This window comes from Paracoccus everestensis, assembly GCF_021491915.1.
Lineage (GTDB): Bacteria > Pseudomonadota > Alphaproteobacteria > Rhodobacterales > Rhodobacteraceae > Paracoccus > Paracoccus everestensis.
Map to the genome: position 1 here is coordinate 1,912,987 of NZ_CP090836.1, position 14,127 is coordinate 1,927,113.

The window sequence follows — 14,127 nt, forward strand, 5'->3', positions numbered from 1 at the left end:
GGCCGATGCTGTTCAAGACACGCAACTTCGACGCGGCGCCCGTCGCCCTGGAAGCCCGCAACCTGACTGTCAGCCTGCCGGATACGCCGGGCAACCCCCAGGTCCTCAAGGGCATCGATGTGACGATCCGGCAGGGTGAAACTGTCTGCCTGGTGGGCGAATCCGGATCGGGCAAGTCGGTGACCTCGCTGGCGATCATGGGCCTTCTGCCCGAAGCGCTGAAGGTCGCAACGGGCACGATCGCGCTGGAGGGCCGCGACCTGCTGCCGCTGAGCCAGGCGCAGATGCGCCAGCTTCGCGCCGCCCGCGTCGCCATGATCTTTCAGGAACCGATGACGGCGCTGAACCCGGTCCTGCGGGTCGGCGACCAGATCATGGAGGTGATGGAGCTTCACACCAACCTGCCGGTGGCCGAACGCCGCGCTCGCGCCCGCGCGATCATGGAACAGGTGCATCTGCCCGACGTGGACCGCATCTTCCGGTCCTATCCACACCAGCTTTCGGGCGGGCAGCGCCAGCGGATCATGATCGCCATGGCCCTTGTGCTGGAACCCGTGCTGCTGATCGCGGACGAACCCACCACGGCCCTGGACGTGACCACGCAAAAACAGATCCTGCTGCTGATCGACGAATTGCAGCAAAAGCACGGCACGGCGGTGCTGTTCATCACCCATGACATGGGCGTCGTGGCCGAGATCGCGGACACGGTCTATGTGATGAAGCACGGCGAGATCGTCGAACATGGCGCCGTCGAGGCTCTGCTGCGCCATCCCCAGGCCGATTACACCCGCAAGCTGCTGTCGGCGGTGCCCAGCCTGTCGCCCCGCCCCGCGCGCGCCCTGTCTGATGACGCCGTGCTGCGGGTCGATGCGCTGAACAAGGTCTATGGCGGCGGCGGCATCCTGAAGAAGCTGCCGCAAGCCCATGCCGCGAAGGACGTCGCCTTTACCCTGACGCGCGGGCGCACCCTTGGGATCGTCGGCGAATCCGGGTCGGGCAAGTCCACGGTCGCGCGCTGCATCATGCGGCTGATCGACCCGACCTCGGGGCGGATTATGCTGGACGGCACCGACATCGCGAACCTGTCGCGCGGCGCGCTGCGCCCGCACCGGCAAAAGCTGCAGGTTGTGTTCCAGGATCCGATGCGGTCGCTGAACCCCCGGTGGACCATCGCCGAAAGCCTGATCGAAGGCCCGCTGAACTATGGCACGCCGCGCCGCGAGGCCCTGGCCGAGGCCGCGCGCCTGATGCGCGTCGTGGGCCTGCCCGAGGATGCCTTGGCGCGCTATCCCCACCAGTTCTCCGGCGGGCAGCGCCAGCGGATCGCCATCGCGCGGGCCGTGATGATGCGCCCCGACGTGCTGGTCGCGGACGAGGCGGTGTCGGCGCTGGATGTATCCGTGCAGGCACAGGTGCTGGATCTGCTGGACCAGTTGCAGCGCGACCTGGGCATCGGCATCGTCTTCATCACCCATGACCTGCGGGTTGCCGCCCAGATCTGCGACGAGGTGATCGTGATGCAGCGCGGCGTCGTTGTCGAACACGGCCCCGCCGCCGAAGTGCTGGCCGCGCCCGCCCATGCCTATACCCGCGCCCTGATCGATGCCGCCCCCGGCCGATCCTGGGATTTCCACAATTTCCGCGAGATGCCGAAGGTGAACCATGCCCAACCTGCCTGAAATCGACGCCGCTGCCCCGGACCTGAAAGCGGTCTTCCGCGACCTGCACGCCAATCCCGAAATCGGGTTCGAGGAAGTGCGCACTGCGGGCGTCGTTGCGGCCAAGCTGCGCGAATACGGCCTGGACGAGGTGCATGAAGGCATCGGCAGGACGGGCGTCGTGGGGCTGTTGCGCGGGCGCGGCCAGGGCAACCGCCGCGTGGGCCTGCGCGCGGACATGGACGCCCTGCCGATCCAGGAAGCCAGCGGCCTGGACTATGCCTCGCGCAATGCAGGCCGGATGCACGCCTGCGGCCATGACGGCCACACGACGATGCTGCTGGGCGCCGCGAAATACCTGGCCGCCAGCCGCAATTTCGACGGCACCGCCGTGTTCATCTTCCAGCCGGCAGAGGAAGGCTTGGGCGGCGCGCGCGGCATGATTGCGGACGGGTTGTTCCAGCGTTTCCCGGTGGACGAGGTCTACGGAATGCACAATCAGCCCAACGGCAAGCCGGGCCAGGCCACGATCTGCAGGGGGGCGGCCATGGCGGGCGCGTCCTTCTTTGACATCGCCGTCAGCGGCAAGGGCAGCCACGCCGCCATGCCGCAGCAGTCGCGCGACGCCCTTGTGGTGGCCTCGAGCCTGGTCGGCCAGTTCCAGACCATCCTGGGCCGCAACGTCGATCCCCTGGACAAGGCCGTCCTGTCCGTGACCCAGATTCACGCGGGCAGCGCCTATAATGTCGTGCCGGAAACGGCCACGCTGGCCGGAACGATCCGCTTCTTCCGGCCTGAGGTGCGCGACCTGATGCAGGCCCGGATGCGCGACATCTGCGAGGGCATGGGCAAGGCCCATGGTGTCACCGTGACCGTGGATTTCCGCGAGATCTTCGACGTGCTGCTGAACGATCCCGACCTGACGGATGCCTGGGCGCAGGCCGCAGCCGATGTCGTGGGCGAACAGCAGGTCGATACCGACAGCGCGCCTTTTACCGGGTCCGAGGATTTCGCCGATATGCTGCACCAGGTTCCCGGCGCCTATGGCAACCTGGGCCACGCGGGCACGGTGCCGCTGCACAATCCGGGCTTCGTTCTGGATCCCGGTATCCTGCCGGTGGGCGCCTCGATCTATGCCCGGCTGATCGAACGCCGCCTGCCGCTGGGGAACGCCGCATGAACGCGCTGAACCTGCCCTTCGACGCCGACGAAATGCTGGAAGGCCTGCGGCCCTGGGTGGAATGCGAAAGCCCCACCTGGGACGCGGTCGCCGTCAGCCGGATGATGGATCTGGCCGCACGCGACCTTGCAGCCATCGGCGCCACGGTCGAGACGATCCCCGGCACCAAGGGCTTCGGCACGTCGATCCGCGCGACCTTTCCCCATCCCGACCAGGGCAAGCCGGGCATCCTCGTGTCCGGCCACATGGATACCGTCCATCCCATCGGCACGCTGGACGCCCTGCCCTTCCGGCGCGAGGGCGGCTTGGCCTATGGTCCCGGCATCATGGACATGAAGGGCGGCAACTATGTCTTCCTGGAAGCCATGCGCCAGATCCGCAAGGCCGGCCTGACCACGCCGCTGCCGGTCACCTTCCTGTTCACCCCGGACGAGGAGGTCGGCACCCCCGCCACCCGTGGGTTGATCGAGGATGCGGCGCGGGGTCAGCGCGCGGTGCTGGTGCCGGAACCCGCATCCCCCGACGGTGGCGCGGTCACCGGCCGCTATGCCATCGCGCGCTTCGACCTGCTGACGCAGGGCCGCCCCAGCCATGCAGGTTGGGCGCTGAAAGACGGCCGTTCCGCAATTGCGGCCATGGCGCGGCGCGTCTTGCAGATCGAGGCGATGACGACCGACGATTGCACCTTCTCGGTCGGCGTGATCCATGCCGGGCAGTGGGTCAATTGCGTGTCATCGTCCTGCCGGGCCGAGGTTCTGAGCATGGCCAAGACGCAAGAGGATCTGGACCGTGGCGTGGCTGCCATGCTTGCCCTTCAGGGAGAGGAGGAGGGGGTCGAATTCATCGTGACCCGCGGCGTCACCCGCCCCGTGTGGGAGCCGCAGCCGGGCACGATGGCGCTCTATGACCTGGCGCGTCAGGTGTCGTCCCGGATCGGCTTCGATCTTGCCGCAGGCAGTGCCGGCGGCGGCTCGGACGGGAACTTCACGGGCGCCATGGGCGTGCCCACGCTGGACTCGATCGGCGTTCGCGGCAAAGGGCTGCACACCCTGAACGAGCATATCGAGATCGCGAGCTTGCCGGAACGCGCAAGACTGGCGGCAGGACTGCTGACCCAGATTGCCTGAAAGACTCCGGCTGGCTGAGGTCGGTCACCTGGACATCCTATCCGGCGAGGGCATGGGCAATACCGTCGCCCACCTGCCCGCCAGGGTGATCCCAACCGTTTTAACCGTCATTGCCCGGGATCCTTTCCGAACCCCCATTCCCCTTCCCCAAGCGCGGGGGCTGCGCGACTGTGATCGAGGGTGTTTCGGCCAAAGCGGATAGGCGTGCGCAGGCCCGGGATGCCTTCGGGCGCGATCTGCAAGCCCCGGGCGGCGATCTGGGCTTCCGATAGCGCCTCGGCCACGTCGTTGACCGGGCCTGCGGGAACGCCTGCCGTTTCCATCGCGGCGATCAGGCTGGCGCGGGTCTGCCGGGCGGTGGCGGCAGCCAGCACCGGCACCAGCCTGTCGCGATGGGCCACGCGGGCGGGGTTGGTGGCAAAGTCAGGATCGGCGGGCAAATCGGGCAGATCCAGCACGCGGCACAGCGCCGCGAATTGCCGGTCATTGCCGCAGGCCACGATCAGGTGGCCGTCGGATGCCGGGAACAGTTGATAAGGCACGATATTGGGATGGGCATTGCCCAGCCGATGCGGCACTGTGCCGCCCAGCAGGAAGTTCGTGGCCTGGTTGGCCAGCACCGCCACCCCGCAATCCAAGAGCGACAGGTCCAGATGCTGCCCGCGACCGGACCGCTGCCGTTCCGCAAGCGCCGCCTGCACCGCGATCACCCCGTAAAGCCCGGTGAAGATGTCAATCCAGGCCACGCCGACCTTCTGCGGCTCTCCGTCAGGGGCACCGGTCAGGTCCATGATTCCCGACATTCCCTGGATCAGGAAGTCGTATCCCGGCTGGGTCGCGCGTGGCCCATCCTGCCCGAAGCCCGTGATCGAGGCATAGACCAGCCCCGGATTGCGCACCGACAGCGTGTGGTAGTCCAGGCCGAAGCGGGCCAGCCCGCCGACCTTGAAGTTTTCCACTACCACATCGGCTTCGTCGATCAGCTCGCGCAGCCGGTTCAGGTCGCCCGCGTCGTTGAAGTCGCAGACCACGGAGGTCTTGCCCCGGTTCGCGGCGTGGAAATAGGCGGCAACCTTTTCCGTCGCCCCATCGCCGCGGGGCCGGTCGATGAACGGCGGGCCCCAGCGACGGGTGTCGTCGCCCTCGGGTGCCTCGACCTTGATGACCTCGGCGCCCAGATCTGCCAGAGTCTGGCCAATCCAGGGACCGGCCAGGATACGCGCCAGTTCGACGATCCGCAGGCCCTTCAGCGGTGCCTCAGCCAAAGGCCTGGATCCCTGTCTGCGCACGGCCCAAGATCAGCGCGTGGACATCGTGGGTGCCTTCATAGGTGTTCACGGTTTCCAGGTTCTGGGCATGGCGGATCACGTGGTATTCGCTGGAAATGCCGTTGCCGCCGTGCATATCCCGCGCCATGCGCGCGATATCCAGGGCCTTGCCGCAGTTGTTGCGCTTGACGATCGAGATCATCTCGGGCGCGAAGCGGCCTTCGTCGAACAGCCGCCCGACGCGCAGGGAGGCCTGAAGGCCCAGGGCGATTTCCGTCTGCATATCGGCCAGCTTCTTCTGGAACAACTGGGTCGCGGCCAAGGGACGGTTGAACTGGTGGCGGTCCAGCCCATACTGGCGGGCGCGGAACCAGCAATCCTCGGCGGCCCCCATCGCGCCCCAGGAAATGCCATAGCGTGCGCGGTTGAGGCAGCCGAACGGACCGCCCATGCCCTCGATGTTGGGCAGCAGCGCGTCATCTCCGACCTCGACATCCTCCATCACGATCTCGCCGGTGACAGATGCGCGGAGCGACAGCTTGCCCTCGATCTTGGGGGCTGACAAACCCTTCATCTCCTTTTCCAGCACGAAGCCGCGCACCTTGCCGCCATGGGCGTCGGATTTGGCCCAGACCACGAAGACATCGGCGATGGGGCTGTTGGAAATCCACATCTTGGCGCCGTTCAGGACATAACCGCCCTCGGTTTTCTTCGCGCGGGTCTTCATGCCCGCCGGATCCGACCCGGCATCCGGTTCGGTCAAACCGAAGCAGCCGATATATTCCCCGCTGGCGAGTTTCGGCAGGTATTTCTGCTTCTGCTCCTCGCTGCCATAGGCTTCGATCGGAAACATCACCAGCGAGCTTTGCACCGAGGCCATGCTGCGATAGCCGCTGTCGATCCGCTCGATTTCTCGCGCGACCAAGCCGTAAGCCACGTAGGACGCACCAACCCCACCATAGGCATCATCCACCGTCACGCCCAGCAGGCCTGCCGCCCCCATCTCGCGAAAGATCTCGGGGTCGGTCGTCTCGTTCAGATAGGCGTCGGTGACCCGCGGGGCCAGCCGGTCGGCCGCGAATGCCGCCGCGCTGTCGCGGATCATCCGCTCTTCTTCGCTCAACTGGTCGTTCAGAAGGAACGGGTCCGCCCAGTCGAACGCCGCGCCTTTGTGGGATTTGGTGGACATCGGAAGCTCCTGACTTGTTGCAGCGACAGTATCCATTTGGCAGTCACATCAGAAATGATAAATGTCCATGAGATCATGTATCGGGTGAATGTTCATGCGCATCAGGCGATACCTGCCGAACCTCAGCCTGCTTCTGGCCTTTGACGGGGTGATGCGGCACGGGTCGGTGACGGCTGCGGCTCAGGAACTGGGCCTGACGCAAAGCACCGTCAGCCGCTTGGTCCAGACGCTGGAGGAGCAGATGGGCCAGCCGCTGTTCCTGCGCCACCGCCGCCGCCTGATCCCGACCGAAGGGGCCGCCCGCTATCACGCAGACATCTCGGCGGCGCTTGACCTGATCCAGCGGGGTGGCATGTCGCTGATTGCCAACCCGGAAGGGGGCAGCATCAACCTGGCGGTGCTGCCGACCTTTGGCACACGCTGGCTGGCCCCGCGCCTGCCCGGCTTCATGACCCGGCATCCGGGGATCATGGTGAACCTGACCACGCGCTTCCAGCCGGTGTCCTTCAGCAACGAGCCGTTCGACGCCGCGATCATCTATCACCAGGGCGACACCGCCCCCGAGGACAGCCTGCTGTTGTTCGGCGAAAGCCTGACGGCCTGCGCAAGCGCAGCCTTTCTGGCCGCCCATCCGATCATGCAGCCGGATGACCTGGAAGGCTTGGTACTGCTGTATCTGCAAACCCGGCCCGGCGCCTGGGCCGACTGGTTCCGGGGACAAGGGGCGCAGGTGGTACCGTCGGGCGGGATGGTGATGGACCAGTTTTCCATGATGATCCAAGCCGCCATATCGGGGCTTGGGGTGGCGCTTCTGCCCGATTATCTGGCCCGCCAGGAAATCGCCGAGGGCCACCTGCTGCCCGTTTTGCGACCGGCCGTTCCCGGCCGCGGGGCCTATCGGCTGGTCTGGCCCCGGACGCGGGCCGAATCACGCCCGCTGATCCATTTCCGCGACTGGCTGGCAGCCGAAGTCGCCTGAGGCGCGGTCAGATCGGATCGCGGTCCAGTTCGTCCGCGATGGCCGGATCGACGGGCGTGTCATAGGTCATCAGGATGCTGCCCAGCACGAAATAGAAGCCCACGGTGGCGATCAGGTCGAAGACCGCCGTCCGCCCGATGGCGGCCGCCAGTTCCGCCTCGAGTTCGGGCGGGATCCTACGCTCATCGAACAGCGCATCGACCGCGCGCACGATCAGACCGTCCTCGCCTTCAGGCATGGCCACGATGGCGCGGATCCGGGCGTCGGAAAAGCCAAGAGTCCGCGCGCGGCTGACATGATGCGCCCATTCATAGGCCGATCCCATCCTGTGGCCCGTGCGCAGGATGACCACCTCGGACCGTTCCAGGCCAAGCGCGGTATCCTTCACGACGTGCTGGCGCATCGGCGCCCAGGCCCTGACTAGGGCGGGGTGATGCGCCATGGTGCGATAAACGTTCAACTGCCCGGCAAAGCCATCCCGCAGATCGGCCAGGGATGGGGGCCATTCGGCATTCGTCAGGGGCGGGCAAGGGGATCGGGACATGGGCGTTTTCCGGTTCCTCAGACTGTGCCGTATCGCACGTGGCCAGCGATTCAACATGGACTGGCGCATCCACAGTGAATGACATCAACCCCTGAGAGAACCTTCCATCTTATTGAAATAAAATCAAAATTTTCTCTTTACAAATGACATAAAGAGATAACAATAAATAAAATGCGGTCGTGGATCAGGCGTGGAGGAGGCAAGGCCGAAGGCCAGCCAAGGCCGGATCCGCAGGCGCAGGCAGAGGAGGTCCAAGGAATGGAAATGTCGTCGCTGACGGCCCGGCAGATTTATGAGCACGCCAAGGCCAATCCCACCCGCCGCCGCTTCGGGTTCGGCAAAAAGCCGATGCTGATCAACATCGACCTGCAACTGGCCTATACCGGCTTGGGCGAGTTCGCGACGGCTTACGAGACCAATCCCAAGCAGCTGGACTATGTGAACCAACTGGCCGACCTGGCCCGCGCCAAGGGCCTGCCGATCACGTGGACCTATGTGGCCTATATGCAGTCGGGCGAGGATTGCGGCGTCTGGGGCACCCGCACCGACACGCCGGATTCGCTGCAGAACATCAAGGTGGGCTCGCGCCGCGCCGAATTCGATCCGCGCCTGAAGATCGACCGTGTCAAGGACATCGTCATCAACAAGCGCATGGCATCGCCGTTTCATGAAACGAACCTGCAATCGCTGATGGTCTGGCACGGGTGCGACACGGTGGTCCTGACCGGCGGCTCGACCTCGGGCTGCGTGCGGGCCTGCGTGGTGGATGCGATCTCTCGCGGGTATCGGGTGATCGTCCCCGAGGAATGCGTGGCCGACAAGCACGAAAGCCCGCATTTCGCAAACCTCTATGACATCTCGGTCAAGTATGGCGACGTGATCCCGGTGGCCGACGCCATCGCCTGGTATGACGCCTATCAGCCCGAGGCACGCTGAGATGGGCGCTGAACCGATGCGGTCGGACCTGGGGCTTTACGATTATCTGCCCTGGCCGGGGCGGCCCAGGATCACCTGGCCCGGCGGCAAGAAACTGGCCGTCTGGATCGCGCCCAATATCGAATTCTACGAATACGATCCGCCGAACAACCCCACCCGCACCCCCTGGGGCCGCCCCAACCCCGACGTTCTGCAATATTCGCACCGCGACTATGGCAACCGCGCGGGCTGGCAGCGGATGATGGCGGCGATGGACCAGGCGGGCTTTCGCGGGTCGGTGTCGCTGAACGTCGCGCTCTGCGATCATCACCCGGAAATCATCCGTGCCTGCGCCGACCGGGGGTGGGAGTTCTTTTCCCACGGCATCTACAACACCCGCTATGTCTATAACATGACGGTGGACCAGGAACGCGAGATCATCCGCGACGCCTTCGATACGGTTCGGAAGCACACGGGGCAGGAACTGGCGGGCTGGCTGTCGCCCGCGCTGTCGAACAACCTGTGGACCATGGACATCCTGGCCGAGGCCGGGATCCGCTATACCTGCGATATGTTCCACGACGACCAGCCGATGCCCGTGAAGGTCAAGTCCGGCAAGCTGATCTCGATGCCCTATTCACTCGAGATGAACGACGTGATCGTGTATAACAGCCAGAAGGTCACGCCGCGTCACTATGGCGAGATCATCCGCCGCCAGTTCGACCAGCTTTACAGGGAATCCGACGAAAGCGGCATGGTCATGTGCATCCCGCTGCATCCCTATCTTGTGGGCCAGCCCCACCGCATCGACGCCTTCGCCGAGGCCATCGACTATATCGCCGGCCATGACGGGGTCTGGCAGGCCACGGGCCGAGAGATTGCCGAAGCCTATCACGCCAGCGGCGCCTATGACGCGATGACCGCTGCTGCCGCCAAGCACGCGCAGGGGGACCGCTGATGTCGCTTCCCGAGAATTACCTGGACTATCCGGCCCGTCGCTACGGCATGGACCACGACCGCTATGACTGGTCGGATATGTTCGCGCGCAAGCCGATCACCTGGCCCGACGGGGCGCGGATCGCGCTGTCGGTCGTGACCCATGTGCAGCATTTCCCGCTGGATATGCCCGCGAAGCCCTTCAAGGCGCCCGGCGCGCTGTCGATGCCCTATCCCGATTTCCGCTATTTCACCCACCGCGTTTATGGCAATCGCATCGGCGTGTTCCGCATCCTGCGGCTGCTGGCGGAAAAGGGGCTGCAAACCAGCTTTGCCGTCAACGGCTGCATCGCCACGCGCTATCCCGCGCTGCTGAAGGCGGTGGTCGAAGGGGGACACGAGGTGGTGGCCCATGGTCTGGACATGGGCAAGGTCCACCATTCGGGTCTGTCCCCCGAGGATGAGAACGCGATCATCGCCGAAACCCTGCGCCTGCTGCGGGGTGCCACAGGCCAGCCGGTCGAGGGGTGGCTGTCGCCCGGCCGCGCGCAGGGCTTCAACACGCCCGAACTGCTGGCCCGCAACGGCATCCGCTGGAACCTGGACTGGGCCAATGACGACCTGCCCTACCCAATGCGGACCAGCGAAGGCAGGCTTCTGGCGATGCCGCTGGCATATGAGACCGACGACCGGGTGGTCGCCAACGAATATTTCCAGTCCGAGCCCGAATGGGTGCAGCAGGTCAAGGACCGCTTCGACGTGCTGTATCGCGAAAGCGCGGATTACGGCGGCCGGGTGATGAGCCTGCCGCTGCATTCCTGGGTATCGGGGATGCCCTATCGCGTCGAATACCTGCGCGAGGTGCTGGACTACATCCTGGGCCATGACGGCGTCTGGACCGCCCCCGTGGGCCAGATCGCCGCCGCAGCCGAAGGCCAGGTCTGACGGACCTGCATGAACAAGGAACGGATCGCCATGACGCAAGCATCCGACACCACGCCGCGAACCCTGTTCGGCAAGATCTGGGACGCGCATGAGATCATGCGCCACCCGTCCGGGCAGTCGCTTCTGTATATCGACCGCGACCTGATCCACGAGGGCAGCTTCCATGCCTTCGCCGACCTGAAGCGCCGCAACTTGCGCCCGCGCCGTCCCCAGCAGATCTTCGGGATCGCGGACCATTACGTCCCCACCTTGGGCCGCAGCGCGGATGACGCGGCAAGCCCCGCCATCGCCCGCATGATCCGCACCTTTGACGAGAACATGGAATGGGGCGGCCTGCGCCATTTCGGCCTGTCCAGCCGCGAACAGGGCATCGTCCATGTCGTGGCGCCGGAACAAGGCATCACCCTGCCCGGCCTGACCATCGTCTGCTCGGACAGCCATACCTCGACCCAAGGCGCACTTGGGGCCATCGCCTTCGGCATCGGGCAGTCGGAAAACGCCCATGTTCTGGCGACCCAGACCCTGTGGCAGATGCGGCCCAAGACCATGCGCGTCACGGTGGACGGGCAACTGGGACAGGGCGTCACCGCCAAGGACGTGATGCTGGCGCTGATCGCCCGGATCGGGGCTGCGGGCGCGGGCAGGCACGCCATCGAATATGCGGGCCAGGTCGTGCGCAATATGTCGGTCGAGGCGCGGCTGACGCTGTGCAACCTGTCGATCGAGGCCGCCGCCCGCCTGGGCATGGTTGCCCCCGACGAAACCACCTTCCGCTATGTCGCCGGGCGCCATTACGCGCCCACGGATCAGGAATGGGATCTTGCCATGGCCCAGTGGCGGCGGCTTCCCACCGACGACGGCGCCCCCTTCGACCGGGAGGTCGAGATGGACGGCGCGGCCATCGCCCCCATGGTCACCTGGGGCACCAGTCCCGAGGATGCCGTCCCGATCACCGGCCGCATCCCCGATCCCGCCAGCTTTGCCAGCGCAGAGAAGCGCAAGGCCGCCGCCAAGTCGCTGGAATACATGGACCTGGCGCCCGGCACCGAACTGGACGGGTTGCCCATCGACCGTGTCTTCATCGGATCCTGCACCAACAGCCGGATCGAGGATCTGCGCGCCGCCGCAGCCATCCTGAAGGACCGCAAGGCAGCCATCCCCACCATCGTCGTCCCCGGTTCCACCCAGGTCCGCGAACAGGCCGAGGCCGAGGGCCTGGCCCGCATCTTCCGCGAGGCGGGCTTCGAATGGCGCCAGTCTGGCTGTTCCATGTGTGCGGCGATGAACGGCGATGTGGTGGAACCTGGCGAACGCTGCGCCTCGACATCGAACCGGAATTTCGTGGGGCGGCAGGGGCCGGGTGCGCGAACCCATCTGGTCAGCCCCGCCATGGCCGCCGCCGCCGCGATCACCGGGCGGCTGACCGATGTCCGCAGGCTGTAAGGATGATGCGATGAAGGCCTTCACCCGCGGAACCTCGACCGTCGCTTATGTTCCCGGCGTCAACTGCGACACCGACCAGATCATCCCCGGCCGCTTTCTCAAGGCCGACCGGGCCGAGGGATACGACAAGTTCCTGTTCCACGACATCCGCCGCGACGCGGATGGCAACCTCGACCCCGGCTTTCCGCTGAACCGTCCCGACGCACAGGGGGCCAGGATCCTGCTGGTCGAGGACAACTTCGGCTGCGGGTCATCCCGCGAAGGCGCGGTCTATGCCCTGGCTGATGCGGGCATCCGCGCGCTGCTGGCACCCAGCTTCGGCGACATCTTCTTCAACAACGCGCTCAAGAACGGCATCGTCCCGGTCCGCCTGCCGGTCACTGTCTGCGAAGCCTTGGCGGATCACCTGTCCGACAACCCCGACGCCGCCGTCACGGTCGACCTGGAAGCCGCGCAGGTGGTCCTGCCCGGCGATCTGGGCGCCCATCCGATCACCATCGACGCCTTCGCCCGCGACTGTCTTCTGCAGGGCCTGGACGAGATCGAGATGACCTTCACCTACCTAAACCGGATCGCGGCATTCGAGGCCGACAGGATGGCCCGCAACCCATGGCTGGGGCGCTGATCGCGCCCGGCCCACGCCTTTAACAAGTCATACGAATAACAAGCAGGGAGACGACAATGACATACACACTCAATCGCCGCGGCTTGCTGAAGGCCTCGGGCGCGGCCGCCCTTGTCAGCGGGCTGTCCATGCCCTCGATCCTGCGGGCGCAAGGCCAGACCGTGAAGATCGGCGTGCTGGAACCGCTGACCGGCAACCTGGCCTATAACGGGACGCAATGCGCGGCGGGCGCGAAATTCGCGGCCGACGCGATCAACGCCGCCGGCGGCATCAAGAGCATGGGCGGCGCGCAGATCGAACTGGTCGTGGTCGATGCCCAGAGCCGCCCCGAGATCGCCGCGTCGGCGGTGGACACCCTGGCCGAGGCTGGCGTGGTGGCCTTCACCGGCGCAAGCGCATCAGCCCTGGGGCTGGCATCGTCGCAGGCGGCGGCGAAATACGACCTGGCGCAGGTGTTTTCCATCGGCACCGCCGAGACGATCGTGGAACGCGGCCTGCCCAACGTCTTCCGCTTCACCCCGGGCGTGAACAAATGCACCAGCGTCGCGCTTGAAAACCTCAAGCAGCTGAACGCGGCTGCCGGCAGCCCGGTCAAGACCGCCGCCATCGTCCACGAGGACGGCCCCTTCGGATCGAACATGGCCAAGATCATGGCCGAGCAACTGCCCCAGCAGGGCATCGAGGTGGTCGAGACGATTTCCCACCCCACGCCGCATCGCGACTTCAACAACATCGCGCTGCGGGTGAAGGCGTCGGGGGCGAACATCCTGATCCCGTCGAACTATCTCAACGAATACACGCTGATGGCACGCGCCTTGCGCCAGCAGCGGGCCGAACTGATGGCGATCTATTCGATCCTGGGCGGCGCCGCGTCCAACATCAAGTTCGTGCGCGAAAACAACGACGTGGCGCAATACGTGATGGACTGCAACCACTGGTACGACCCCAACAAGCCCGAATCCCAGGCGCTTGCCGCCAGCGTGGCCGAGGCGGGGCTGGACCTGACCTATGACGTGATGGTGTCCTATGCCACGATCCAGGTCATCGCCGACGCCTTGGAACGCGGCGCCTCGACCGACCGCAAGGCGATGATCGACACCTTGGCGGCATCCACCTTTGACGGCTCGATCATGCCTTACGGCCCGACCAAGTTCGTCAACGGCGACAACGTCAACTCGCAGCCGGTGAACACCCAGATCCGGGGCGAGGAGATCGAGCTGGTCTTCCCCGAGGAATACGCAACCGCCGAGCCTGTCTTCCCTGTTCCGCAGGAAGGCTGATCCGACCACGCCCCCGCCACCCGGCGGGGGCCACCGGC

General features: G+C 65.7%; 13 protein-coding genes. 10 read left to right on the forward strand and 3 right to left on the reverse strand.

Translation table 11 applies throughout. The features are described 5' to 3' along the window. The first annotated feature begins 5 nt into the window (after window positions 1–5). From LZ585_RS09415 to LZ585_RS09425, 3 genes are read left to right on the forward strand one after another with little or no spacing between them, the layout of a single operon-like run. Window positions 6–1,679, forward strand: a complete 1,674-nt coding sequence (locus tag LZ585_RS09415; protein WP_234853323.1) for an ABC transporter ATP-binding protein — start codon at window positions 6–8, stop codon at window positions 1,677–1,679. Further along, window positions 1,663–2,838 carry a M20 aminoacylase family protein gene (locus LZ585_RS09420; RefSeq protein WP_234853324.1) on the forward strand — a complete coding sequence of 392 codons (1,176 nt, stop codon included), beginning with the start codon at window positions 1,663–1,665 and terminating at the stop codon, window positions 2,836–2,838. The genes LZ585_RS09415 and LZ585_RS09420 overlap by 17 nt, the downstream gene beginning before the upstream one ends. Next, window positions 2,835–3,965 carry a M20/M25/M40 family metallo-hydrolase gene (locus LZ585_RS09425; protein ID WP_234853325.1) on the forward strand — a complete coding sequence of 377 codons (1,131 nt, stop codon included), beginning with the start codon at window positions 2,835–2,837 and terminating at the stop codon, window positions 3,963–3,965. Before LZ585_RS09420 ends, LZ585_RS09425 begins: the two co-directional genes overlap by 4 nt. Before the next feature lie 107 nt (window positions 3,966–4,072). On the opposite strand, the gene LZ585_RS09430 is transcribed toward LZ585_RS09425, so the two are convergent. Together LZ585_RS09430 and LZ585_RS09435 are read right to left on the reverse strand one after the other, a co-directional pair. Next, complete coding sequence (locus tag LZ585_RS09430; RefSeq protein ID WP_234853326.1) at window positions 4,073–5,230, reverse strand: CaiB/BaiF CoA transferase family protein; 1,158 nt, start codon at window positions 5,228–5,230, stop codon at window positions 4,073–4,075. Further along, entirely contained in the window at window positions 5,223–6,422 is a 1,200-nt protein-coding gene (locus LZ585_RS09435; protein WP_234853327.1) for an acyl-CoA dehydrogenase, read from the reverse strand. The genes LZ585_RS09430 and LZ585_RS09435 overlap by 8 nt, the downstream gene beginning before the upstream one ends. A gap of 94 nt (window positions 6,423–6,516) precedes the next feature. On the opposite strand from LZ585_RS09435, the gene LZ585_RS09440 reads away from it, so the two are divergent. Beyond that, window positions 6,517–7,401, forward strand: coding sequence for a LysR family transcriptional regulator (locus LZ585_RS09440; protein ID WP_234855802.1), 885 nt, complete (start codon window positions 6,517–6,519; stop codon window positions 7,399–7,401). Between the two features lie 7 nt (window positions 7,402–7,408). Here the strand turns inward: LZ585_RS09440 and LZ585_RS09445 are convergent, their stop codons facing one another. Next, window positions 7,409–7,945 carry a carboxymuconolactone decarboxylase family protein gene (locus LZ585_RS09445; protein ID WP_234853328.1) on the reverse strand — a complete coding sequence of 179 codons (537 nt, stop codon included), beginning with the start codon at window positions 7,943–7,945 and terminating at the stop codon, window positions 7,409–7,411. A gap of 264 nt (window positions 7,946–8,209) precedes the next feature. On the opposite strand from LZ585_RS09445, the gene LZ585_RS09450 reads away from it, so the two are divergent. From LZ585_RS09450 to LZ585_RS09475, 6 genes are read left to right on the forward strand one after another with little or no spacing between them, the layout of a single operon-like run. Continuing rightward, complete coding sequence (locus LZ585_RS09450; RefSeq protein WP_234853329.1) at window positions 8,210–8,881, forward strand: isochorismatase family protein; 672 nt, start codon at window positions 8,210–8,212, stop codon at window positions 8,879–8,881. Window position 8,882: 1 nt separating this feature from the next. Beyond that, the gene (locus tag LZ585_RS09455; RefSeq protein ID WP_234853330.1) at window positions 8,883–9,818 is read left to right on the forward strand and encodes a polysaccharide deacetylase family protein; all 936 of its coding nucleotides are present in this window, start codon (window positions 8,883–8,885) and stop codon (window positions 9,816–9,818) included. Next, window positions 9,818–10,741 carry a polysaccharide deacetylase family protein gene (locus LZ585_RS09460; protein WP_234853331.1) on the forward strand — a complete coding sequence of 308 codons (924 nt, stop codon included), beginning with the start codon at window positions 9,818–9,820 and terminating at the stop codon, window positions 10,739–10,741. Before LZ585_RS09455 ends, LZ585_RS09460 begins: the two co-directional genes overlap by 1 nt. Window positions 10,742–10,771: 30 nt before the next feature. Next, entirely contained in the window at window positions 10,772–12,184 is a 1,413-nt protein-coding gene (gene leuC / locus LZ585_RS09465; protein WP_234853332.1) for a 3-isopropylmalate dehydratase large subunit, read from the forward strand. Window positions 12,185–12,194: 10 nt separating this feature from the next. Beyond that, a complete protein-coding gene (leuD, locus tag LZ585_RS09470; protein WP_234853333.1) occupies window positions 12,195–12,809 on the forward strand; it encodes a 3-isopropylmalate dehydratase small subunit in 615 nt (204 codons plus the stop codon). Window positions 12,810–12,865: 56 nt separating this feature from the next. Next, on the forward strand, window positions 12,866–14,089 hold the full coding sequence (locus tag LZ585_RS09475) for an ABC transporter substrate-binding protein (protein WP_234853334.1): 1,224 nt from the start codon (window positions 12,866–12,868) through the stop codon (window positions 14,087–14,089). Window positions 14,090–14,127: the final 38 nt, after the last annotated feature.